General features: G+C 61.8%; 24 protein-coding genes and 1 pseudogene. 8 read left to right on the forward strand and 17 right to left on the reverse strand.

Annotation, left to right across the window (positions count from 1 at the left end; translation table 11 throughout):
- Positions 1-2: 2 nt before the first annotated feature.
- The 4 genes and pseudogenes from HMPREF1287_RS06685 to HMPREF1287_RS06700 all read right to left on the reverse strand — a co-directional run.
- Entirely contained in the window at positions 3-986 is a 984-nt protein-coding gene (locus HMPREF1287_RS06685) for an iron ABC transporter permease (protein WP_023017976.1), read from the reverse strand.
- A complete protein-coding gene (locus tag HMPREF1287_RS06690) occupies positions 976-1,938 on the reverse strand; it encodes an iron ABC transporter permease (protein WP_023017977.1) in 963 nt (320 codons plus the stop codon). The genes HMPREF1287_RS06685 and HMPREF1287_RS06690 overlap by 11 nt, the downstream gene beginning before the upstream one ends.
- Positions 1,938-2,810, reverse strand: a complete 873-nt coding sequence (locus tag HMPREF1287_RS06695) for an ABC transporter substrate-binding protein (protein WP_023017978.1) — start codon at positions 2,808-2,810, stop codon at positions 1,938-1,940. Before HMPREF1287_RS06695 ends, HMPREF1287_RS06690 begins: the two co-directional genes overlap by 1 nt.
- A 95-nt stretch (positions 2,811-2,905) precedes the next feature.
- Positions 2,906-3,406: pseudogene (locus HMPREF1287_RS06700) on the reverse strand (IS3 family transposase); the annotation flags it as partial.
- A gap of 90 nt (positions 3,407-3,496) precedes the next feature.
- Between HMPREF1287_RS06700 and HMPREF1287_RS06705 the strand changes: the two are divergent.
- The 6 genes from HMPREF1287_RS06705 (at position 3,497) to HMPREF1287_RS06730 (ending at position 10,271) form a co-directional block, all read left to right on the forward strand.
- A complete protein-coding gene (locus HMPREF1287_RS06705; RefSeq protein ID WP_034654468.1) occupies positions 3,497-4,207 on the forward strand; it encodes an ASCH domain-containing protein in 711 nt (236 codons plus the stop codon).
- A gap of 433 nt (positions 4,208-4,640) precedes the next feature.
- Positions 4,641-6,353, forward strand: a complete 1,713-nt coding sequence (locus HMPREF1287_RS06710; protein WP_023017980.1) for a carbon starvation protein A — start codon at positions 4,641-4,643, stop codon at positions 6,351-6,353.
- A complete protein-coding gene (locus tag HMPREF1287_RS06715; protein ID WP_023029243.1) occupies positions 6,337-6,594 on the forward strand; it encodes a cory-CC-star protein in 258 nt (85 codons plus the stop codon). The genes HMPREF1287_RS06710 and HMPREF1287_RS06715 overlap by 17 nt, the downstream gene beginning before the upstream one ends.
- A complete protein-coding gene (locus tag HMPREF1287_RS06720) occupies positions 6,585-7,526 on the forward strand; it encodes an ArsA family ATPase (protein ID WP_023017982.1) in 942 nt (313 codons plus the stop codon). The genes HMPREF1287_RS06715 and HMPREF1287_RS06720 overlap by 10 nt, the downstream gene beginning before the upstream one ends.
- Positions 7,527-7,603: 77 nt before the next feature.
- Entirely contained in the window at positions 7,604-8,956 is a 1,353-nt protein-coding gene (locus HMPREF1287_RS06725; protein ID WP_023017983.1) for an aminopeptidase C, read from the forward strand.
- 13 nt (positions 8,957-8,969) lie between these two features.
- A complete protein-coding gene (locus HMPREF1287_RS06730) occupies positions 8,970-10,271 on the forward strand; it encodes an aminopeptidase C (protein ID WP_023017984.1) in 1,302 nt (433 codons plus the stop codon).
- A 102-nt stretch (positions 10,272-10,373) separates the two neighbouring features.
- Here the strand turns inward: HMPREF1287_RS06730 and HMPREF1287_RS06735 are convergent, their stop codons facing one another.
- The 13 genes from HMPREF1287_RS06735 to dacB are packed head-to-tail and all read right to left on the reverse strand — an operon-like array spanning position 10,374 to position 21,936.
- Positions 10,374-10,985 carry a GNAT family N-acetyltransferase gene (locus HMPREF1287_RS06735; RefSeq protein WP_023017985.1) on the reverse strand — a complete coding sequence of 204 codons (612 nt, stop codon included), beginning with the start codon at positions 10,983-10,985 and terminating at the stop codon, positions 10,374-10,376.
- A complete protein-coding gene (locus HMPREF1287_RS06740) occupies positions 10,985-11,926 on the reverse strand; it encodes a pantoate--beta-alanine ligase (RefSeq protein ID WP_023017986.1) in 942 nt (313 codons plus the stop codon). Before HMPREF1287_RS06740 ends, HMPREF1287_RS06735 begins: the two co-directional genes overlap by 1 nt.
- Positions 11,923-12,597, reverse strand: coding sequence for a hypothetical protein (locus tag HMPREF1287_RS06745; RefSeq protein ID WP_023017987.1), 675 nt, complete (start codon positions 12,595-12,597; stop codon positions 11,923-11,925). The genes HMPREF1287_RS06740 and HMPREF1287_RS06745 overlap by 4 nt, the downstream gene beginning before the upstream one ends.
- Positions 12,598-13,683: a DUF6779 domain-containing protein gene (locus HMPREF1287_RS06750; RefSeq protein WP_023017988.1), complete on the reverse strand. Its 1,086-nt coding sequence runs from the start codon at positions 13,681-13,683 to the stop codon at positions 12,598-12,600.
- Positions 13,684-13,688: 5 nt separating this feature from the next.
- Positions 13,689-14,162 (reverse strand): DUF3180 domain-containing protein, encoded by a 474-nt coding sequence (locus HMPREF1287_RS06755; protein WP_005284844.1) that lies wholly within the window; start codon positions 14,160-14,162, stop codon positions 13,689-13,691.
- Positions 14,159-14,644, reverse strand: coding sequence for a 2-amino-4-hydroxy-6-hydroxymethyldihydropteridine diphosphokinase (gene folK, locus HMPREF1287_RS06760; protein WP_023017989.1), 486 nt, complete (start codon positions 14,642-14,644; stop codon positions 14,159-14,161). Before folK ends, HMPREF1287_RS06755 begins: the two co-directional genes overlap by 4 nt.
- Positions 14,644-15,042: a dihydroneopterin aldolase gene (gene folB / locus HMPREF1287_RS06765; protein WP_023017990.1), complete on the reverse strand. Its 399-nt coding sequence runs from the start codon at positions 15,040-15,042 to the stop codon at positions 14,644-14,646. Before folB ends, folK begins: the two co-directional genes overlap by 1 nt.
- Before the next feature lie 2 nt (positions 15,043-15,044).
- Positions 15,045-16,004: a dihydropteroate synthase gene (gene folP, locus HMPREF1287_RS06770; RefSeq protein ID WP_023017991.1), complete on the reverse strand. Its 960-nt coding sequence runs from the start codon at positions 16,002-16,004 to the stop codon at positions 15,045-15,047.
- A 41-nt stretch (positions 16,005-16,045) separates the two neighbouring features.
- The gene (gene folE, locus HMPREF1287_RS06775) at positions 16,046-16,654 is read right to left on the reverse strand and encodes a GTP cyclohydrolase I FolE (protein WP_005284855.1); all 609 of its coding nucleotides are present in this window, start codon (positions 16,652-16,654) and stop codon (positions 16,046-16,048) included.
- 11 nt (positions 16,655-16,665) lie between these two features.
- On the reverse strand, positions 16,666-19,056 hold the full coding sequence (gene ftsH / locus HMPREF1287_RS06780) for an ATP-dependent zinc metalloprotease FtsH (protein WP_023017992.1): 2,391 nt from the start codon (positions 19,054-19,056) through the stop codon (positions 16,666-16,668).
- 12 nt (positions 19,057-19,068) lie between these two features.
- Positions 19,069-19,656 (reverse strand): hypoxanthine phosphoribosyltransferase, encoded by a 588-nt coding sequence (gene hpt / locus HMPREF1287_RS06785; protein ID WP_005279498.1) that lies wholly within the window; start codon positions 19,654-19,656, stop codon positions 19,069-19,071.
- Between the two features lie 12 nt (positions 19,657-19,668).
- The gene (gene tilS / locus HMPREF1287_RS06790; protein WP_023017993.1) at positions 19,669-20,649 is read right to left on the reverse strand and encodes a tRNA lysidine(34) synthetase TilS; all 981 of its coding nucleotides are present in this window, start codon (positions 20,647-20,649) and stop codon (positions 19,669-19,671) included.
- Positions 20,650-21,936, reverse strand: a complete 1,287-nt coding sequence (gene dacB, locus HMPREF1287_RS06795) for a D-alanyl-D-alanine carboxypeptidase/D-alanyl-D-alanine-endopeptidase (protein WP_034654472.1) — start codon at positions 21,934-21,936, stop codon at positions 20,650-20,652.
- An 82-nt stretch (positions 21,937-22,018) separates the two neighbouring features.
- On the opposite strand from dacB, the gene HMPREF1287_RS06800 reads away from it, so the two are divergent.
- Positions 22,019-22,492 carry an inorganic diphosphatase gene (locus tag HMPREF1287_RS06800; protein ID WP_023017995.1) on the forward strand — a complete coding sequence of 158 codons (474 nt, stop codon included), beginning with the start codon at positions 22,019-22,021 and terminating at the stop codon, positions 22,490-22,492.
- 249 nt (positions 22,493-22,741) lie between these two features.
- Positions 22,742-23,572, forward strand: coding sequence for a hypothetical protein (locus tag HMPREF1287_RS06805; protein WP_023017996.1), 831 nt, complete (start codon positions 22,742-22,744; stop codon positions 23,570-23,572).
- The last annotated feature ends 55 nt before the right edge of the window (positions 23,573-23,627 follow it).

A 23,627-nucleotide genomic window follows, 5' to 3' on the forward strand; every position in this document is an offset into this window, starting at 1 on the left:
GTCTAGCCTCCGTTTCGCACTCGGGTGAGCCGAGTCAATAAGAAAATGAAGTAAGGTGCGCCAATCAACGCGATGAGCGCACCGACGGGAATTTCCGTGGGCGCAAAGGCCCACCGGCCTACCGAATCGCATGCGGTGACAAGGACCGCGCCGCCGAGCGCCGCCACGGGTATTTGCCGGCGCAGATTCGTACCGACCACCAAACGGGCAGCATGTGGAACGATAAGCCCGGCGAACCCCAAGACCCCAGCCGCAGCGACCCCTGCGGCGCCGAGGATGACGGCCAAGGCGATGGCTATGAGGCGCCACATCCTAGTCCTGACGCCGATACCGGCCATGGTGGAATCATCTAGCGCCAGCATATCCAGGTGTTTTGCCACCACCATCGCAACGGTTAGGGCGAGAAGGATGAAGGGAGCGACAATGGTGGCATCGCCAAGCGAGCGGGCGTAAAGCGAACCTTTCAGCCATGTCATTGCCGCGCCTGCTTCTGGGGCGGCGCGCACCAGCAGCAGTTCGGTGATTGCACCCAGCCCAAAAGATACCGCTACCCCGGTAAGCGGCAGGCGTACCGGGTCACTCGCCCCACGTCCAGCGAGGAGGAGAACCAGCGCGGTTCCTGCCAGCGCACCGATAAAGACAATAAAAGTCAACAGGTGGGCCGGCAGGGCGCCTGCTCCCATGAGTACCGCAACGGCCGCGAGTCCACCGCCGGAGGTAATACCCACCGTATCTGGTGCGGCCAAGGGGTTCCGCAGCGCGGATTGCAATAGGCAGCCGGAAACGGCCATGGCAACGCCTGCGCATATACCCACCAAGATCCGCGGGGCGCGGTACTTCCAGATGAGCGGCTCTCCGGTAAAGAAAGCGGTGACCACCTCAGCCGGCGGCTTCATCACTGCACCGACGCCCATGCCGATAACCGCGCTACACACCAACGCCAGGGTGAGTCCTACTAGCACCACAATAAATCTCTTATGCCGCATGCTTGCTCCTCCCCAGCGTATGGACGGACCACAGCACCAGTGGCATGCCAGCCAAAGAAGTCACGATGCCCACTGGGGTCTCGGCCGGCGCCCAGATTGCTTGGCCAATCGAATCGGCCACTAGGAGCACCGCCGCTCCAACAATTCCAGCCACGCACAACCCCACGCGGTGATGCGGACCACAAACCCGCCACGCAACTGCTGCAGCCATCAACCCCAAGAACCCAATCGGCCCGGTTGCGGCCACCGCCGGAGCAATGAGCACTACCGCCGCCACAATGGCAGCCAATCGAATTCGCTCCGGCTTCGCTCCTACAGCACCGGCCACGGCATCGCCAGCTACGAGTAAGTCCAATCTTTTCGCACTGACTAAGGTCAAGGGCACCACGACCAGCACGGAAACCAGCGCGGGGACAATTTCGCCCAGACGCACCCCTGCAAGCCGCCCAGAAAGCCATGACATCACCGTAGCCAGTTGAGCCTCATCGATTACCAGGAAAATGGAGGTCAAAGCGCTACACAGCGTGGAAACGGCAACGCCAACAAGCACCATGCGCTGGATCTCACCGCTCTTACCGACGCCCACAGTCACCCCCACAGCAATCCCTGCGCCCAACAGCGCACCGGGCAGCTGATCGACGCTCGAGGTTTCGCTTCCTATAAACATTGCGGTTGCGACTGCACCGAGTGCCGCACCGGAGTTCACACCAGTAATGGACGGATCGGCAAGCGGGTTCGCGGTGGCCGTGCGCAGCAATAGCCCACCCACACCTAACGCGATACCAACCACCGTGGTAGCAAGGAGGCGGTCAAAAGCCACGCTATGTAGCTCTTCTTCCAGCCACGGGGCATCAACTGGCACCTGAACATGGCGAAGCTGCCACCACCACACGAACACGACGGCAGCGGTGGCAAGGACCAAGCAGGAACCGGTTTTAGTTCGTAGTGCCACTACTTTTCAGCTGTAATAATGTCATCGAGCATGTGCTCAGCAGAAAGCGGCCCGCGGGCGCGTGACCAGATATCTTGGTCTACTTCTACGATGTCACCGCTCCCTTTGGCATAGGGTGTCTTCTTAAACGCATCGACGTCCTTGTACATAAAGACCCGGTCAGCCTTCATACCGGGGAGCTTATCGCCAGTCAGTTCCGCTACATCGGTCTTAGATTCGATGGATGACTTCTCACCTTCAAAGGCATAGTCATAGCCCACCTCACTAAGCAGGGACTGGGGGAAGGAAGGGTTGACCCAGGTATAGAGCAGCTCGCTGGACCAACCGGCCACAACAGCACGGCTACCTGGCTTTACCTTGTCCTTAGTCTGAGCGATCTTGTCCTCGATGCGCTGACGGACCTCTTTGGCTTTTTCCTCTTTACCGAGCTTGGCCGCGATCTCATCCATCGAGTCCAGCACGTCCGAGTAAGTCTCATCTGAGTAGGATTCGGTATCCGCAATCTCTTCTAGCTGCGGCATGATATTGGCCTGACGGGTAGGGCTAGCCAGGATCAGATCTGGCTCCAAGGATTGGATAACCTCTAGGTTCGGTTGCTTGGCTTGGCCCACTGAAGTGGCCTGCTCCAACTGCCCCTTCAAGGTGGTCGGCGCCTCCGACTTACCGATTTCCACGATTCCCACTGGGGTCACATCGAGAGCCTTGAGGATTTCCTCGTAGCGCCAATCGAGCGCCACAACTCGCTCGATCTTCTTATCTCCGTTCTCTTCCGTAGAAGAAGAATCAGAAGAACACGCAACAAGGCCTGCCCCTAGAGCTAAGGCGGATACGAGCGCGAGAACTACACGCCCTTTTGTAAACGATTTTAGCATAGCCTTACTTTATATTAATAAGAGTTTACTGTCTAGTGTCAGATGCGAGTGGGGTTGCCCGCAAATCGTGGGCACGTAGTCAAGATACCTAGTGGTTAGGCAGCTATTTCTTCTTCGTTTCTGGTTTGGGTGATATGGTTCTCGAAATCGATAGGGCTGACCATCCCGAGGGCGGAGTGCCGGCGTCGACGGTTGTAGACCACTTCAATCCAGTAAGCCACAGCCTGACGCGCAGCATCGTGGGTGGGCCAGCGCTTCCGGTCGTAGAACTCGGTCTTAAGCGTCGACCAGAACGACTCAGCCATCGCATTATCGAAACACACCCCGGTACGCCCCACGGATTGAGCAACGCCCAGATTGCGGCACGCCTCCCAGAGTTGTTCGCTGGTAAATTGTGTTCCCCGGTCGGCGTGAAACACCAGCCCGTCAGGAACATCACCGCGCAATGTATGCGCCATCCGCAGGGCCCGTTCGGCCAAACTTGTGTCTTGCACGCTATCCATAGCCCAGCCCAGTAACCTGCGGGAATGGCCGTCGCGGACCGCGCACAAGTACAACCATCCTTCACCGGTGCGCAGGTAGGTAATATCCGACATTGAAGTGTCCCAGGTTTTGTTCCGTTTGAGTAGATGGGAAAATCTGGGACACTTCAGATCGAAGTTGCTAGTAGTTACTACTATTAGAGCGTGATTACTAACGAACTTCGGGAATTAACAGCCAAAGCAGCCGCCCATGCGCAGCGCTTCCAAGACGGAGGAGACCACACCGTAGCCGCAGCTCTCCTGACCAAATCAGGAAAACACGTTCTCGGTTTAAACGCACACCATTTCCTTGGTGGCCCCTGTGGCGAAGTCTCTGCTTTAGCAAACCATGCCGCTAGTTATCCAGGGGATCCCATCCAAGCAGTAGTCGCCATATATGGACCTACCGGACAAGTAATTTCACCCTGTGGTAAATGCCGCCAGGTACTTTTTGATGTCGATCCATCTATCCAGTGTATTGTGCACGGAAGCAACGGCCTCGTTGCGCCCACTGTGGAAGAACTTCTTCCATTCGCGTTTAACTTGCAAGACTTGGAAAAAGAGCAGCGCATCTACATGTGGGAAGGCTACGAGGATTCCATTCGGAGCGGAGAAAAGCGTCAAACAATCCGAGTAGATGATCCCTTCAATGAAGGAAAAGCCCAAATAGTCTTTGAGAAGGAAACCGGGGAAGTCGTCAGCTTACCCGCACAGGTCACAGCCGTTGTATCTACCCAGCGCGGACTGCTGTCGGAAAAGCAAGCTAAAAATGACGGGTTCAATTCTCTATCCGAGCTTCACGAAGCTCTAGATACTCACTACCCCGGATTAGCGGATACAGACGAAGTTGACGTTGTAGAATTCGAGCTCCAGTAGACTAGCCAGACCGAAAATCGAACCATTCGCTACCTAACCAAAAAGCCGCTGTTCGGAAATTTTTGAGATATTTCGTCAAGATTTACAAGTGCCGCCACCAAAGGGCTCCCAACTGGAGGAAGCGAGATAACCACTCCTCCATAAGTCCAGTCGATTGAGCCTTCGCCGTTAACCACGGTACTTCGGCACTACTGGCTACATGCCGCGCCAGCAGGGTCCTTTAATCCCGCCCGCTACCCGCGATTTGGCCCAGATATGTCCGCCAAGCCACGCCGAGCGCGCAAAGGAACGCATAAGCCCCTCCACCGCGTCCACATAGTGGGACACCACCCCCTTAATTCACCCGCACTGCAAGAATTTGTGTGAACCGTGACATACTGTTCAGACCTGTGATACACAACACCCCACCTTCGACGCGCAAGGAGACACAGCCATGAACTCTCTCATCCTTGTCATCATCGGCGTGGCGATGATGCTGGCCGGCTACCTTATCTATTCCAAATTCCTGGGCAAGAGCATCTTCCGGTTATCTGAGAACTACACCACCCCGGCGCACCGCCTCAAAGACGGCGTGGATTATGTTCCCACCAATAAATACGTGCTGTGGGGCCACCACTTCACCTCAGTGGCGGGTGCGGCACCGATTATCGGCCCGGCAGTAGCCGTCATTTGGGGCTGGCTCCCGGCATTCCTGTGGGTCACGTTCGGCACCGTCTTCATCGCCGGCATGCATGACCTGGGTGCGCTGTGGGCCTCGCAAAGGCACAAGGGTCAGTCGATTGGTACGTTGTCGGGGCGCTACATCGGCAAGCGCGGGCGCAACCTCTTCCTCATTGTGATCTTCTTGCTGCTGCTCATGGTCAATGCTGCCTTCGCCGTGGTGATTTCGAACCTGCTTATCTCCACGCCTTCGGCGGTCATTCCCACGTGGGGCGCCATCGCCGTCGCGCTGCTGATTGGCCAGGCCATCTACCGCCTGAACTGGAACCTGCCGCTGGTGTCCCTCGTGGGCGTGGTGGCACTGTATTCGCTAATGGTCCTGGGTGACCGCTTCCCGGTCGTGCTGCCAGAGACGGTCTTGGGTATCCCGGCCAACGGCGTGTGGATCATCTTGCTATTTATCTACGCCTTCATCGCTTCGCTGCTGCCGGTGTGGGTGCTGCTCCAGCCGCGCGATTACATCAATGGCCTGCAGCTTTTCGTCGGTCTTATCATCTTGTACGGCTCCTTCCTTATCACCCGTCCGGAGCTTGCCGCCCCTGCCGTGCGCGAGAACGTTCCTGACGGAACCCCGGGCATTTTCCCGCTGCTTTTTGTCACCATCGCCTGCGGCGCCATCTCTGGTTTCCACGGCATCGTGGCCTCGGGTACCTCGTCGAAGCAGATTGATAAGGAAACCGACGTTCGCTTCGTGGGTTACTTCGGCGCGGTGGGCGAGGGCCTGCTGGCGCTCGGCACCATCATCGCCACTACCGCCGGCTTTAAGACCCTGGCGAATTGGGAGGAAATCTACGCCGAGTGGAACGCCGGCGGCGTCAACGCCTTCGTGCAGGGCGGCGGCGCGCTGATGAACGAGGGTCTGGGCATTCCCACCTCGCTGTCTGCCACCATCCTGGCGACGATGGCCGTGCTCTTCGCCGCCACCACCATGGACTCCGGCGTGCGCCTGCAGCGCATCGTGATCCAGGAAATTGGCGAGATCATGGGCATCCGCATCACGGCGCTGGTTTCCACCATCATCGCGGTGGGCCTGGCCTTCGGCCTGACCTTCTCGGCGGGTGCGGACGGCTCCGGCGGTATGACCATCTGGCCGCTCTTTGGTACCACCAACCAGCTCATGGCCAGCCTATCCTTGGCCATCGTCGTGGTCATCCTCACCCACCTGCGCCGGCCTACCCTGCCGGTTATCATCCCGCTCATCTTCGTCACCATCATGTCGCTGTGGGCAGCGCTGCTACAGCTGAAATCCCTGTTTGCGGATCAGAACTGGCTGCTCTTCGGCATGGACATCGTCATCGTCATCGCCTCCATCTGGGTCATCGTGGAGTCGATCGGCGCCATCTCCAACGCGCGCAAGGAACCGCCGCTGGAGTGGACCGATGACGATGCCGACGCTCCCCTTCCCCAGCATGCTCGACAAGCTTAAGGCCTTCGGCGCGGGGCTCAACGAGTTCTACCAGGCCCCGTACCGCGCCGTGTTTGCCAAGGCCCAGCAGCAAGAAGATGACCTATTTATGATGCTGGTGGCCTCGGAGGCGCTCGGCATCCCCAACCCCGCCAGCTACTACACGCTGGAGCTATTGCCGCTGGTCTACGAAGATTTCCACGCCTGGCACACGCGCATGGGCATGGATAAATCACCCCTGGAGAATATTCAATGCTGCTAGAAACCGCGCCCATCATGTTCTTTGGCGGCAAGGGCGGCGTGGGCAAGACCACCCTCGCCACCGCCACGGCCCTGTCGCTTTCCCAGGACCACAGCGTGCTGTTGGTCTCTACGGATCCGGCGCACAACCTGGGGCATATCTTTGATGCCACGCTTTCCGATGCCCCCTCTCACCTCACCCCATCCCTCTCCGCCATCGAGCTCGATCCTGCCCGGGCCACCGAGGAACACCTCGCGAACGTGGGCGCCTCGATGCGCCGGTTCATGCCGGAGCACTTGCACGGCGAGGTAACAAAGCACCTAGATTTGGCCCGGCAATCCCCCGGCACGCAGGAGGCGGCGCTCTTGGAGCGCATGGCCACCTTGGTCGCTAACGCGGACGAGTATGACTACCTCATCTTCGATACCGCCCCGTCCGGTCACACCTCCCGGCTGATGGCCCTGCCGGAAATCATGGCGGCCTATACCGATGGGCTGCTTGCCCGGCGCGAGAAATCCGATAAATTCGGCTCGCTGGTGCGCGGGATGTCCGCGGAGTCCGGTGCCGATAACGATCCGGTGGACCGGCGCAATCAGGAAATCCGAGCCACGCTCTTCCAGCGCCGCGAGCGCTTCGAGCACCTGCGCGCTGCGCTGACCTCTCAACGCACCGTATTTCATATCGTGCTCACCGCCGAGCGCCTGCCCGTCTTGGAGTCTTCCGAGTTCCACGCGGATCTCACCGGCAATGGCGTGCGGGTAGGCTCCATGTTGGTCAACCGCCGCACTCCGGCGGACCAAGGCGAGTTCTTGGCCTCCCGCCGCGCCGCCGAGGACGAGGCTCTGGCGCTCTTGCACGATAAGCTTCCCGATACCCCGGTTCACGAGATCCCCTGGCTTCCAGAAGAGGTGGGAAGCCCCGAAGCCGTGGCGCGGCTGGCGGAGCATCTATAGCGGTTTGTAGTGATCTCTAACGACCATCCAGTACCCAGCGGCCCCGGGTGAGATCGCAATCTGCTAAAACAGAGAATATGACTTTGCTCACCAATGACTTCCTGTCCCAATTGCGCGAGGAGGCCGCAGCGGACTCCCAGCTGCGCGTCGCGCGCAATGCCATTACCAGCGTAGGGGTGGCCAAGGCGGCCCTTGACCGTGACCGCATTACCGCCCTCTACCCCACCACCAAGGTCAAGCTCGATAGCCTCGGGGTTACCGACCAGATGCGCTCCGGGCGCTGCTGGATGTTTGCCGCGCTCAACGTATTCCGCCACCGCGCGGCCAAGGAGCTCAACATCGATGACTTTGAGTTTTCCTTTACCTACCTGCAGTACTTCGACAAACTAGAGCGCGCCAACTTCGTGCTCAACCAGCTGCTGGATCTCACGGAGGACGGCACCGACTGGGATGACCGCGCCGTGGCCACCTCCCTCGAGCACGCCGGTGCCGATGGCGGCTGGTGGTGCTTCTTTAGCAACCTCGTGGATAAGTACGGTGTTGTCCCAGCAGAGGTCATGCCGGAGGTGCACTCGTCCGGCCACACCGACCAGATGAACCGCGATATCGCCACCATCATCCGCCGCGCCGCGCACCGTGCGGTGGAAGGCGAGGGGGATCGCGGGGGCATTATCAAGCAAGCCCGCACCGATATCCAACGCGTGCTCGCCATTCACCTGGGCACCCCGCCCGAGGAATTCACGTGGAGCTACCGCACCAAGGACGATCAATTCTTCCGCGTGCACTCCACCCCGCGCGAGTTTGCGGATAAGTACCTGCCAAAGTTGGACGAGTACGTCGTGCTTGCCGATGATCCCCGTAGCACCAACGATAAGCACCGCCTCTACACCAGCGCCGGCGTGAACAACGTCGCTGGTGGGCAGGCCGCCGGCTACCTCAACGTGGATGTGGACGAGCTGCGCGCCGCCGCACGCGCCAGCATCGAGGCCGGCGAACCGGTGTGGTTTAGCTGCGATGTCTCCCGTCAATTCTCCTTCCAGAACGCGGTGTGGGACGAAGGCCTCGTCGATACCGATGGCCTCTACGGCATCGATTCCACCATGAGCAAGGAGGAGCGCTTTACCTCCGGCGAATCTGCGCCCACCCACGCGATGGCGCTGACCGGCATCGACGGTGCATCGCAAAGCGCTGCACGAGACGGTAAGGAAGTACCTCGGGCATGGCGCGTGGAAAATTCCTGGGGCACGAAGCCGCCGCGCAAGGACGACGCCGATGAGGTACCCGGCAAGGGCTTTGCCACGATGTCGGATGAATGGTTCGGCGAAAACGTCTTCCACATCGTCGTGCGCAAGGAATTCCTCACTTCCGCGCAGCAACAAGCGCTAGAGACCGAGCCCATCGAGCTTCCCTTCTGGGACCGGATGAACTAAGGAGCATCGAGAAATGAATGAGATCAATCCACAGGAAGTTCACACCACCAACGCCACACTCACCAGCGAGCCGGCCATCAGGGCGGCGCGGAATGCGGTGACGCAGGAGGGCATCGATAAGCTGAGCGTCGACCGCGATCTCGTGCGCGAACTCACCACGGCGACCAGCCACAAGCTCGATAAGTGGGGCGCGGCCAACCAGAAGGCTTCTGGCCGCTGCTGGATTTTTGCGGGCCTGAATTCCCTGCGCGGCGGCATCATGGACCGCACCAATACCAAGGATTTCGAGCTTTCGCAGACCTACCTGTACTTCTACGACAAGCTGGAAAAAGCCAATTGGTTCCTCACTGCGGTAGACGAGCTCAAGGACCGCGATATGACGGACCGCACCTTGACCAAGCTCATGGATGACCCCATTGGCGATGGCGGCCAGTGGTCCATGTTCGTCTCGCTGGTGGAAAAGTACGGCGTGGTGCCCAAGTACGCCATGCCGGAGACCGCGTCCTCCGAGGCCAGCGCCATGCTCAACCGCAACCTGCAGACCGTCCTGCGCCGCGCCGCCCACCAGATCCGCGTGGGCAAGTCTGGGGCGCAGGAGCAGGCGCTTGCCGATGTCTACCGCATCCTCACCGCCAACCTCGGCCTCCCGCCCACAGATTTCCAGTGGCAGTACCGCGATAAGGACGATAACTTCCACCGCGAGGGCACTTTTACCCCGCAGGACTTCGCCCGCGAGTACCTCCCGAAGGATCTGGGCGAGTACGTCTGCGTGGTCAATGACCCGCGCAATAACTACGGCGAGCTCTACACCGTGGACTACTTGGGCAACGTCGCCGGTGAAAAGGTCACCTACCTCAACGCCCCGGTTGAGGTATTGCGCGATGCCACCCGCTCTGCCATCGAGGATGGCCAGCCCGTCTGGTTCGGCTGCGATACCGGCCAGCAATCCGATGCCGATAGCGGCGTCTGGGCCAAGCGCCTGCACGATTATGAGGGGCTGTATGGGGTGGAAATGGGCATCGAGAAGCCGGACCGCCTCCGCCTCCACGAGTCCCTGATGACGCACGCGATGGTCTTTACCGGCGCGGATATCGCCGAGGGCGGCGACGTCACCCGCTGGCGCGTGGAGAATTCCTGGGGCACCGAGAAGGGTGACAAGGGCTTTTGGACCATGGCCGATGACTGGTTTGACGAGTACGTCTTCGAAATCGCCGTCCACCCGTCCCGCCTGCCTGAGCAATACCAAGAGGCGCTCAAGTCCGCCGAAATCACCACCCTGCCGGCGTGGGATCCGATGGGCGCACTGGCGAACTAACGCGGTGGCGCGGGTGGCGCCGGGAGGACCCGCGCCACGTGACGCGGCGTTCGTTTGCGTAGCGTGAAGCTGCGCTCATTTGCGTGGCGTGACGCGGTAGTCTCACGCCACGTGGCGCACGTACAGCATGCAGGTAAGGTCGCGGTCCTTATCGATGGAGATTTCCTTCTCCCCCACCCGCTCAAAACCGCGGGAATCGTAGAACTGATAGGTGCAGCCATCGTCGGTGTAGAGATAAATATCCTTGCCGGGGTGGCGCTCCTCAAAGGCCTCAAGGAGCGCGGTGCCCACGCCCTTTACACCCGAGTTTGGGTCCGCGACGAGGAAGCCGATTTCACCGTCCACGGTGTTTTCGGCCAGGTAGCTGACCAACATATCCTCGTTCGCGGCATCGTAGTCCTCGCGGTGGCCGCCAGGGCGCAGGCTATTGAAGAGATCTACGGCCTTGACATAGGCCTTGCGCCACCATGGATACGGCAGCGCTGGTTCGCCTTTAATCGATGCCAAAATCACGCCGAGGAAGCGCCCGTCATCGGCATAGGCGGCCAAGATATCGGTGGCCTGGGCGCGCTCTAAATCCCAAAAATAACGGCCGTAGGCACGCTCAAAGCGCGGGTTCTTCACAAACCAATGCAGGTGCATGCCTTCGATGGCAAACTCAATCGCCTTGGGTTCATCGCGCGGGTCAAGGTCGCGGATGTGAATTTCGGTCATTAGTCCTCCGGGGATTGGTTTTGTTCGCGCTGCTTTTCGCGCTCGAGCTCGGCCTTAGCCTCGTGCTCTTCAATATTAGTGAATCCAATCCCCAGCGGCAGGCCAACGTTGTCAATTAATCTGACTCCGCCAATGGTGGCAGCAACGAGCAGGCGGGCATCACCCTCGGCAGGCGGCGCGCCTAAATCGCGGCCTCGTACTTCTAGGTATTCCGGTTCTACTCCGGCGGCTTCGAGGACACCTGCGGCAACCTCGCAGACCTTGTCCGCGCCCGCCTCTGCCGCATGTGCCCCGGCGGTAAGCGCGGCGGACAGGGCGGCTACGTCCTCTCGCTTATCCTCGGGCATGCGGGTATTGCGCAGGCTCATCACCACGCCATCGGGCATGCGCACGGCGGGAACGCCCTGCACGCGAACCCCGAGGTGCAGGTCCTGCACCGCGTGGTGAATGGCCAGGAGCAGCTCGTAGTCCTTCTCACCGATGAGGACATCGGTAGGCGAAAGCGCCATCATCAGCGTGAGGTATAGCGTGAGCTCGCTTGATAGATCGGGTTCTAAACCTACTGGGCCAGCTTGGGTGTCCGGTGTGTGATCGGCAGCCGAGGCGCCTGGGGCGTCGTGTTCGACCGCGATGCTGCGAGCCACGATGGTAATCCGGCGGCCATGAGGCCAGAGTTTTTCGGGAGTGTAATCCCAAATGACGTCCACGCCCTCAGCGCGCAGCAGATCCACATCCGCGGCGCGGGGTTCTTGGAGGGCCACGACGGTAACCGCGCCACGAATACGACGGGCCGCGCGCACCAGCGCGATATGCCCAGCGTGCACGCCAGTGGTCAGCGGTACGAAAGCAACGGGGCGGCCGGTCTTGCGAAGGGCGCTGCCCACCATACGAATGCGTTCAACCTCGCTGACAACGGTGGCTTGTCCCATCTTCAAGCTCATCGCGATTCCTCCTGCAAGGCCCACATTTCTAATTCGGTACGATCTTCTACTTCGCCTAAGCGCCGAGCGGTTTCTAGGTAATGGCGGCGCATTCCGGGATCCGTCGCGCCGCGATAGGCCGCGATGATGTCCTCTGTATCGATGTCGAATTCAGACGGTGGGATCTCATCAAACTCGGCAAAGAAATTGGCTTCTACGGCCGCTGCTAGGTGCAAGCGGCTGAGCATTTCTATGTAGTAGGAGCGGGCGGCAAAGGCGGGACGTTCGGCATCGGAAAGCGGCACTGCCTGCCCCCGGAATTCGGTCACTACGAAGTCAGCGATATTTTCGCCCAGCTCATCCAGCGTGGATACGGCCCAGCGCCCGCCCGCCATGGGTGCTATGGCCGCCACGATGCAACCGTGTGTCTCCAGCGGATCGAGGCCTTGCACGCCCCGCGATAGGCAGGTGTGGAAAGCGATGAGCCCCTTGTGCACGTGGTCCTGGACTAGCTCGACGGCAGCGTCCAGCCGTGCCTCACCCACGGCCAGAATCAGCGCCTGGAAGGAGCCAAGTTCGGCCGGATCATTGAGCATCTCCACGGTGTGGCCGGCACGCTCCATGGCATTGGCCAGGGAGATCCCGGCGAGGCTGCGTCCGAAAAGGGCAACGCGCATGCGCGGTGGACGCATTTATTTATCCTTCTTCATCTGTGCCAACAGCTCCGAAACGGACACGGAACCATCGCGCTGCTCGTCGCTGCGGCGGCGGCCACGGGTCTGCTGCTGGCGGCGCGATGCCGTTTGCTTCTGCTCGGCCGCCACGTGGTGGCCCGAGCCCTTGTATTCCTCGCGCGCGTCCTTGCCGGTTGCCTGCTGCGGGATATTCTGGGTCACCGCATCGGAAGCGGGCTCAGCTGCGGTGTCATCTTCCGGCTTGCGGTGGCTGCCGCGGGAACCAGAGTGTGCCGCTGCGCTATCGGTACCCGCGTGCTGGGAGCCGTGGCGCTTGATGTCGGAGTCTCCGCCCGAATCCCAGCGCACGGCCTGGAAGCTGCCGGTATCGAAGGAAACGTCCTTCGGTTCCTTCGCACCCGCGGCCTCGCTGGACGTGGCAGGCGTGGGGGCATCGGCAAGCGGCTCTGCGTGGGCGGGCTGAGCGGCGCTGCGCTGCGCGCGGGTGTTTTCACTGATGATGTCATTGAGCGGGTTGGAGTCCGCGTGCGCACCAGTTGGCTGATTGCCCAGGCGGCCGGCGATGGCATCGGCAGAAGGCGCGCCGGTAGAAGCCTGCTCAAAGTCGATCTCTTCTTCCCGGTGGTGGGACGCCGCGGCGGTCTGTGCCTCCAGCTCCATAATGCGTCGCGCCTCCGCGTGCAAGGCGGCGGGCTCGTAGGTGAACTCGTGGCCGGACAAATCCTCGATTTGCTTGCGAATAGAAGCGAGCTCGGTGCGGATCTCATCGAGGATCTGCTGATCCGGCAGCTCCTTGCCTTCGGCCGCGCGGGCCTGCTTGAGCTCCGCGCGGTGGGCGCGCTCCTGCAGCTCCAGCTTGGTCACGGATTCCTCGGCCTGGCGGCGGTAGCGCATCACCAAGAAAAAGCCCACCACCGCGGCCCACAGGGCGGCAATCAGCGCAATCTTGAGCGCCGCTGCCGAGCCGGAAATGAGCATGACGATGCTGGCGATAACGGCCAAGATGACGAGGGCGATAATCCCAATTTGTCCCAAATCCGGCGAGGACGACGAGTTTTTGGAAGAAGAGCGCGGCTGAGTCATGCTCCCTAATGTACCGCTTGAAGCCCGTCTGGTGGCGGCGGGGTCTCGCAGTGTCGCTCCAATCGCAGGCCAGCCGCGGACATGGCGACGCCGCCGATAGCAGAAGCGAGCACTCCCACCAGATCATCGGAAGCGGCGACAAGGGTGCCCGCATTCGGGATCACGTACACGGCCACTCCGGCATAGAGCCCGCCGACGATCGCACCCGTCCACGCCGATGCCTTGCCCACCAGCATAAACTGCGCGATGGTCATGGGATTAAGCTGCGAATTATCCAACCCGATGCCGTGATCCTCATCGGTGGCCTTATCCACCTTCCAGGTAAGCCCCAGGCACACCACCACCATGAGCCATAGCGTGGCAGAGACCGTAACCGGGATGGCCATCATCGAGCCATAAAAGCGCGTAGTGAGGATGGCGGCCGCGGCGGCCATGAATACCCCAACGCCGATAAGCGCACCGAGCGAGGTTCGTTTCATAGCTCCTCCATCAGACCCAAGCGGTGGATATCGGCGGTTTCCTGCGGGTCCAACGCGGCAACCAGCGCGGAGACATCCTTTCCCTTCAACTTAGCAGCGCCATCGGCGGCTAACCAGGGGATAAGCACGAATGCGCGCTCGTGGGCATAGGGGTGTGGGACGGTAAGTTCCGCATCGGCGGAGCTATAGCCCTCAATATCGACGATGTCCACGTCCAGGGTGCGCGGACCCCAGTGGCGCACGCGCACGCGCTCTGCCGCTTCTTCCAGCTTCTGGCCGCGGCGCAAGAGCTCCAGCGGGCTCTCCTCGACGTCCACGATGAGCACCGCATTCAAGAATTCATCCTGGTCCGTTACTCCCCACGGCGGGGTGGCATACACGGGCGAGGCTGCCACGATGTCCTCGCGGAACTCCGTAAATACCGTGCGCAAAAGCTCCACGCGGTCATCCATATTGGAGCCGATGGATAGTACCGCGCGCATTACCTACTCCCGGGGTTCGTGCCGGTGCGCGCGTGCTTGCGGGAGCGGCGGGCGACGACGGCGACATCGGCAAAAGTGCGCGGGATGGGCGCCTTGGGTTTGTGCACGGTCACTTCCACCGCGTGCAGGTCTGCGAAGGAAGCCATGATGGTATCGGCCACCTCGCTGGCGACGGTCTCGATGAGGTCGCGGGAGGGGCCTTCGACGATATTGGCGGCGACATCGGCAAGCTCGGCGTAATTGATGGTCTTGGTCAGATCATCGTGAGCTGCGGCCTCGGCAAACTCGGACCAGCAGGTGATATCGACGATGAAGGGCTGGCCGGTGCGCTTTTCCTCTTCAAAGACACCGTGGTAGCCAAAGCATTCCAGGCCGGTTAATTCGATGCGATCTGCCATGGTTAATTCCTTTCCGTACCCATCGCGGTGGAGGTCACTGTGCCCGCGCCGGTGGCGGCATTGCGGTAGCTGCCGGTGGCATTGGCGCCGCCGACATAGGAGTTGCCGGCGTTCCACGCGGCGGCCACGTCGACGGCATCACGGGATACGCCCACCTCGTGTACGCGCACGCCCCACGCGCCCATCTGGGCGGAGATGGCGGTCACGGCGGCGGTGGCGGGATCGGCAAGCAGCGGGCTTGTCTCTACCCCGCGGTCTTCCCGGATGGCGGCGAGGAAGCGCTTGCGCGAGGCGCCCACCAGGATAGGGAACTCGCCGTCCAGGAACTCGGGCAGGGCCTTAAGCAGCGCCCAGTTATCCTGCGGGCTCTTGGCAAAGCCGAGGCCCGGGTCCAGCACGATATTGTCCTTTTTCACGCCCGCATCCAGGGCATTTTGGCTCAGGCGGGTGAGGGTCTCGTGCACGTCGCGGACCACATCGCCGCCGTGATCCGCCGTGCCCGCCGCGGATCCGAACGCGCCTTCCTCCAGCGTGCGCCAGTGCATGAGGCAGACCGGCACGCCGGCATCGGCCATGGCGGCATACATTTCGGGGTCAGCGAGGCCGCCGGAGACATCATTAATCATGTCCACCCCGGCCGCGGCCGCAGCGGTGGCAACCGAGGCGCGCATCGTATCCACCGAGGTGCGAATGCCCTGCTCGTGCAGCGCCTGGATGACCGGGACCACGCGGTCGGCCTCTTCCTGCGCCTCCACGCGCACCGCACCCGGGCGGGTGGATTCGCCGCCCACATCGATCATATCCGCGCCCTGTTCCACCAGCTCGCGGGCATGAGTGGTGGCGGCGTCAAAGTCGAGCCACCGCCCGCCATCGGAAAAGGAATCCTTCGTAACATTCACGATGCCCATGACGAGCGTGCGCTTCGCGATGGTCAATTCTCCAACTGAGGAAGCCGGGTGCACTGCGTTCTCCTTCTCGCTCGACAAACTCGACTGCGTACGCGCTACGTACGAATAAAGCTGAGCACTTCCGCGCGCGAGGCCGCGTTATTTTTAAACCCTCCGCGCACCGCGGAGGTCGTTGTGGTCGCGCCCGGCTTTCGGATGCCGCGCATGGCCATGCACAGGTGCTCGCACTCGATGACCACGATGACGGATTGGGCCTCGAGGACATTCACGAGGGCATCGGCAATCTGCTGGGTCAGGCGCTCTTGAACCTGCGGGCGCTTGGCATACATATCCGCCAGGCGCGCAAGCTTGCTTAGCCCAGTGACGTGTCCATCCTTGCCGGGGATATAACCAATATGCGCCACCCCATAAAACGGCACGAGGTGGTGCTCGCAGGTGGAATAAATCGGGATATCGCGCACCAAGACCAGTTCCTGGTGGTCCTCCGCGAAGGTCTTGTGCAGCACCTCCGTCGGGTCCTCGTGCAGGCCGGCGAATACCTCCCGGTAAGCGCGGGCCACGCGTGCCGGGGTTTCGCGCAGGCCTTCACGGTCGGGGTCCTCGCCCACGGCAAGGAGCAACTCGCGAACGGCCGCCTCCGCGCGCTCCTGGTCATACGGTGCTCGGGCGGGCACCTGCTGGTTATCAGTGTGATTTTCAGACATGCACGTACTTCTTACTCTTTATCATCGCGCGGCTTTTCCGCATCGCGCGCGTAGGGGTTATCGCGGCGGGAAGACTCATTCCAGCCTGGGGTGAACCATTGGCTGGTTTCTCCCTCTGGCTTGTGGTGCTTGCCCCTGCTTTCCGATGCCGAATCCGCTCGCCCTTCCCCACCGTCGCGGTCCCCGCGGTCGTTGCTGCCGTGGTTGCTGTGGTCCGCGCGGTCGTGGTCGCCGTGGTTCTCGCGGTCCTTGCCGCGGCCATCGCTACCGGTGTTGCGGCCGCTGCGGCCGCTGCGGCCATCGCCGCCGCCGTGCAGCTCGCGCACTGTTTCGGGGTTCACGTAGTCGCCGGCGTGCTGGCCAAAGTTAAAGCCAACCTCGCCCTTGAGCTCTTCGCCGGCGAGGCGGCGCTCGCGGGCTGCACGGGAGGCATCGAGAAGCGTCATGCGTTTGGGAAGTTCCTCGCCGCGCTCCTTGGCCAGCTCGACCGGGGTCTTGACCGGCGCGTAACCAATCTGGCGCGGGAAGCGATCGTCTTCGCCGGGGAAGACATCGTAGGCATCGCGCGGGACGATGCCGTCGAAGATGCTCTCCAGATCCGGCCGGCGCAGGGTCTCCTTCTCAAGGAGGGCCTCGGCCAGCTTGTCCAGGAACTCGCGGTTGGTGCGCAAGATGTCGTAGGCCTGCTCGTGCGCGCGCTCGAGGAGGTAGCGCATCTGCTCGTCGATCTTGGCGGCAACGTCATCCGAATAATCGATGGAGCCGCCGCCCCCGCCCATGTGGCTGAACGGATCGCCCTGCTCCTGGCCATACTTGACGGTGCCCAGGTCGGGCGAAAAGCCGTATTCCGTCAGCATCGCGCGGGCGATCTTGGTGGCGTTCTCAATATCGGAGGACGCGCCAGTGGTGGGAGCACCGAAGACCAATTCCTCGGCGGCGCGGCCGCCCATGGCAAAGACCAAGCGGGAAAACAGCTCATCGCGGGTGTACATGCCCTTGTCGTCTTCCTGCGAGGTCATGGCGTGACCACCGGTGCGACCGCGGGCCAAGATGGTGACCTTGTACACGCGCTCGATATCCTTCAGCGCCCACGCGGACAGGGTGTGGCCGCCCTCGTGGTAGGCGGTGACCTTCTTCTCGTGCTCGGAGATGATCTTGCCCTGGCGCCGTGGCCCGCCCACCACGCGGTCGGTGGCCTCTTCCAGCGCGTCGTAAGTAATGACGTTGCCGCCGATGCGGGCAGTGAGAAGCGCGGCCTCGTTAAGCACATTGGCAAGGTCCGCACCGGACATGCCGGCGGTGCGCTTGGCCAGCTGCGCCACATCGACCTCTTCTGCCAAGGGCTTGTCCTTGGCGTGCACGCGCAGGATCTGCTCGCGGCCGGCCAGATCCGGGTTGGTGACCGGAATCTGGCGGTCGAAACGGCCCGGGCGCAGCAATGCGGGGTCCAAAATATCGGGACGGTTGGTGGCCGCGATGAGGATCACGCCCTCGCGGTCGCCGAAGCCGTCCATCTCCACCAGCAGCTGGTTCAGGGTCTGCTCGCGCTCATCGTGCCCGCCGCCGGTACCGGATCCGCGCTGGCGGCCCACGGCGTCGATCTCGTCCACGAAGATGATGCACGGGCTGTGCTCCTTGGCTTGCTTGAACAGGTCGCGCACGCGGGAGGCACCGACACCGACGAACATCTCCACGAAGTCCGAACCGGAGATGGAATAAAACGGCACGCCGGCCTCGCCCGCAACGGCGCGGGCCAACAAGGTCTTACCGGTACCCGGAGGGCCATAAAGCAGCACGCCACGCGGAATCTTAGCGCCCAAGTCGTGGTAGCGCGTCGGATCCTCCAGGAAGTCCTTGATTTCCTGCAGCTCATCCACGGCCTCATCGGCGCCGGCAACATCCTCGAAGGTATTGGTCGGCATATCCTTGGTCAGTTCCTTGGCCTTGGAGCCGCCGATGCCGAACATGCCGCCAGCACCCTGCTGCATGCGGGACATGAGCCAGAACAGCAGGCCGAAGAGGATGATCATCGGCAGCAGGAAGCTGAGCATAGAGCCCAAGAAGGATTCCTGGGTGACGTTGGTCTCGTACTTCTCCGCACCCGAATCCTTGACCGCATCAAAGACCTGCTCCGAGGCGCGCGCGGGGTACTGAGACACGATCTCTTCTACGCCCTCGCGCTCTTCTACCGTGATTTCATCCTTGAGCTTGATGCGCAGGCGCTGCTCGCGGTCATCAATTTCTACCTCGTCAACGTTTTTATCCTGCAGCTGTTTTAAGGCCACGGAAGTATCCGCGTCCACGTAGCCGCGGGTCTCGTTGGTAAAGAACGTAAAGGCGTACAGCGCTACGAGGATCAGCGCCGCAATGCCGCCGTAGCGAAGGAGTTTATTGTTTTTCATTACTGCGCGATTTTAGTTGGTGGTATAGACATCAGGGTGAAGGGTGCCCACAAAGGGCAGGTCGCGGTAGCGTTCCGCGTAGTCAAGGCCATAGCCAATGACGAATTCATTGGGGATATCAAAGCCCACATCGAGCAGATCGATCTGCGCCTTTACCACTTCCGGCTTGCGCAACAAGGTCACCACGTTGAGCGACTTCGGGTTGCGCCCCCGCAGGTTGCGAATGAGCCAGGATAGCGTCAGGCCCGAGTCAATGATGTCTTCCACAATGACCACATCGCGCCCGGCGATATCCCGGTCCAAGTCCTTCAAGATGCGCACCACCCCAGAAGAAGACGTGGAGGCGCCGTACGAGGAGACGGCCATAAACTCCAGCTCCGAGGGTATGGATAGCTTGCGCGCGAAGTCCGTCAGGAAAAAGGCCGCACCCTTTAATACGCAGACCAAAAGCAGGTCTTGCTCGGCGTCGGCATATTTCTCAGATACCGCATCCGCCAGCTGCTGGACGCGGTCTTTAATTTCCTCTTCCGTGATGAGGATTGCTTCTACATCGTCTCCGTAGCGGTTTGCGGGGACGGCGAAGTCTTTCTTGTCGTGCACGTGTGCGCTCCTTTAATGACCAGACAATAGTGCCAGTTTGCCACCTATACGTGCTACTTCCAACCTCTGCCCCGCCTGCCGCGCCGAACTCACAGCCACCGGCCCTTGTCCGTGCCAGTTGGTACACAGCTTGCCGATGCCCCCAAGCCCTTCCCTCGTCACCTTCACTCCCCGCTCGATGAGCCAGGCCGCAATAGCGCGCCGGCGTCGCGGCTCCGGCAGCGCGGCCAATTCCGCACAGTCCGCGGTGGCCGCCGTGGCGAGGTATTCTTCATCGCGCGCGGTATCCATCGCCGCCTGCGCCAGCGCCGGCACCGCATCACCGCCGATAACCCGAGACAACTCTGGGATGATCTCCCGTCGCAGCGCTACCCGCCGAAAATCCGTATCCGCGTTCTGCGGGTCCTGCCACACGTCCAGCCCCAGCTCCGCGCACGCGCCCTCCGTATCGGCACGGCGTACCTGCAGAAATGGCCGCACCACCCGCGCGCCTTCGACCACTGCTCGCTCCGGCATGCCGGCCACCCGGCCGCGCAGGGCGCCAAGGAGGAGCGTTTCCGCCTGGTCATCGGCCGTGTGCGCCACGGCAATCTCCAGCGGCCCTCCTCCTCTGCGCGAAGCTCCGTCTTCGCGCGCGGCTGCGGACATCGCTTGGTAGCGCGCTTGCCTAGCCACCGCTTCCAGCGAATTCCCCGCTTCCTCCAGTACCCGAACTGCGAGCACCCGCGCCCGCGCACCCAAGCTTTCTGCTTGCCGAGCGGCCCTTTCAGCCTGCTCACGCGAGCCATCCTGCAATCCGTGGTCGACGCACAGCGCGATCACGTCATGACCCTCAGCGATCATTGCCGCGCACAGTGCCAAGGAATCCGCGCCGCCGGATAGCCCCACCGCCACGGTATGGTCCAACTGTGCCGCGCGGACCGCGCGCCGGCAGACCAAAAAATGCGGCGAAACCCGCGGCCAAAACGGCGTTACTCCAGGCTGCAGGCTCATCTAGAACTCGTGCAGCGCCGCAGCGAGGTCATCTTGGGCCGCGCGCGCCGCCATAATCTCGCCATCATTGACCAAGAACGCAAAGGAATACACGCGCCCGGATTGGCCTTGCGCGGTGCCCGCCAGCGCGGAAACACCCGTCAAGGTGCCGGTCTTCGCCCGGACGAACCCGCGCGCCGCGGACTCCCCGTAGCGCTCGTGCAGCGTGCCGTCACCACCGGCCACCGGCAAATACGCCGCCAAGGGGCGCAGCTGCGGTTCTTCGACCGCGCCGTTGACAATCTCCGCCAGCACGCTCGCGCTCAACCGATTATCTACAGAAAGACCCGAGTTGTCCTTGATATCCACGCCGCTGACATCGAACCCGTGCTCACGGAGCACGTCCAGCGTGGCTTGGGTGTCGGCCTGGAAGCTGGGCTGTTTGCCGCGGGCATCGGCAAGCTCGCGGGCAATGGCCTCCGCCATGACGTTATCGGAATGCCGCACCATCTCCAGCGCGCGCTCGCTGAGGGGCGCCGACTCGACGCTGGCCAGCTCCTCCGCGCCTTCCGTCACCGTGCCGGGGGCGAATTTATCCGTGCCCAGGCGCTTGGCCAGCTCGCCCGCGACGTCGAGGGCCGGGGTGTGGCTGCGCGGGACATCGCCCTCCGTAGCGCCAATGCGCCCGCCGTAGAGCATGGCCGGTTCCATGGGCGCGACGAAGCCCTCATCCACGTTCTCCGGATCCCAGCCAGGCGCCTGCGGCTCGCCCGCCCACGCGGAGGTATCGATGTACACGCCCGCCGCCTGGGTGCCGGTCTTTTTAATCTGGTCCGCGAGGTCATCGAGCTGCTCGTTGGTCATCCAGACATCGCCAGCCGCCTTGATCACCACGTTGTTCGGGTCCTTGCCGCGGTAGACCTTGGTGGTAATCCGCTTGGACTCATCCAGGGCCAGCGTTGCCGCGGCGGTGGTCAGCACCTTCGTCGAGGAAGCCGGGGTCAGCGCCTTATCTGCATCGCGCTCCCACACCACCGTGCCGGTCTCACTATCGATGACCTGCCCGCCAAAGGTGGCCAAATCCTCGTTCTTGCCCAGCTCATCGAGCTTTGCGCTGAGCGCCGCAAAATCCACGTCCTGCGCCTTAGCCGGCTGCAGGGGATTTTCCGGGGCCTGGACCGTTTCGGCCTCGCCATGCGAAAGATCGCCGTACTCGCGCTGGATGGTAACCCCCAGCGCAACCGTGCCCCCGACCGCCGCCGTGACCACCAGCGCGGTTACTGACCACCAAACCTTCTTTGCTTTCATCGCCACTAACCCTAGCGCGGATGGGCGACGCGCTAGACTATTGACAGTAATTAATACCCAATCCCACATGGAGGACATCGCTGTGAGCGTTGAAGTAACCATTGAAATCCCAAAGGGCTCCCGCAATAAGTACGAGGTGGACCACGAGTCCGGCAAGGTCTACCTGGACCGCTACCTGTTCACCCCAATGGCCTACCCCGCCGACTACGGCTTCATCGACCACACGCTTGGCGAAGACGGCGACCCCCTCGACGCCCTCGTCATCCTCCCCGAGCCCGTTTTCCCCGGCGTCATCGTTGAAGCCCGCATCGTCGGCGTGTTCAAGATGACCGACGAGGCCGGCGGCGACGACAAGCTGCTCGCCGTCATCGATGACCCGCGCTGGGAGCGCTACCAGGACATCAACGATGTGGAACAGCACATCAAGGACGAAATCGAGCACTTCTTCGTGCACTACAAGGACCTCGAGCCCAACAAGGAAGTTTCCGGTTCCGGCTGGGGCGACAAGGCTGAGGCCGAGAAGATTCTGGAAGAGGCCAAGGCTCGCCTGAAGTAGGTCGCGGGGTTTGCGGGGGCTTCGGGGGCTCTTAGAGCTCGGCCCGCGCTTTTGCGGGGCCGAGCTCGGCGTTTTAGGGCCGTGAAGTCTGTTTTGAGGCCCAACTGATGCGTTTTTGCAAATAGGCCGCGGAAACCGCGGGGTTTGAGGCCGCTATTTGTTAAAACGCATCAAGATCGCATCAAACCGCATCAAACAAGCGCCCAACCGGGCTACACAACCTTCGTTTCGGGGGATCGAGGGATACGAATGGAAATTTTTCGGGGGAAAAGTGCCGCTCAGCAAGCGGTACGCCACGGCGCCGTCCGGATCGCGAACGGCTTCTGCCTGTCAGAGGAGCCGACGCCAAACCAGCTCGCGCGCATCATGAGCGAGGAGTGGCCGGATTGCGCGCTCGACGGTTACTCGGCCGCGCTCAAGCACGTCGAAAAGCCGCTGCGCTTTCCGCTGGAATTCCTGCGCAGCTCATCGCTGCCGTCGAGTAAGTACTTCACTTCGCGCCGCGCCCGGCCGAAGGGCGCGTTGACCTGGGACGGCGTCACCGTGTGCAATCCACTGCAGGCGGTCGAGGCGATGCCGGAGGATGATGCGGTCGCCTTCCTCGAGGACTTTTACTCCGGCAAGGATGGGGTCAGCCGGCTGGAGCTGAATAAGCTGGACTACCAGCGGTTTCCGCGGCCGGTAAAGCGTGCGTTGGACAGGGCGATCATCGGCACGGATAGCGTGCCGGAGCGCCAGTTAACGCGCGCCCTCGCGCCGCATTTCGCGGTCCAGAACAATATAAAAATAGGCCCCTACCACTGGGATCTGATGATTAAGGAGCACAAAATCGCCATCGAGGTCGATGGCTACGCTTACCACCGGGGAGAAAACCGCCGGCAGTTTGAGTTGGACCAGCACAAGCTTAACGATGCCGTCCATCGCGGCTGGAAGCCCCTCCACTTCACCGCGACGACGATTGACCACTACCCAGATTTCGTGGTGCAGCAGGTAATGGCCACGGCAAAGAATAAGCGACCCTTTGCGCGTCCTCCCTGGCAGTGGCACCGCTTGTGGCGGCATGAAAGCGCGCGGCGCTGAAGCAAGGCTGGCTCAACAGCTGACCAGCGCAAGGCCGGGCATAGGCCCAGCCGGG

This window comes from Corynebacterium sp. KPL1986 (assembly GCF_000477975.1).
In the GTDB taxonomy this organism is placed as follows: domain Bacteria; phylum Actinomycetota; class Actinomycetes; order Mycobacteriales; family Mycobacteriaceae; genus Corynebacterium; species Corynebacterium accolens.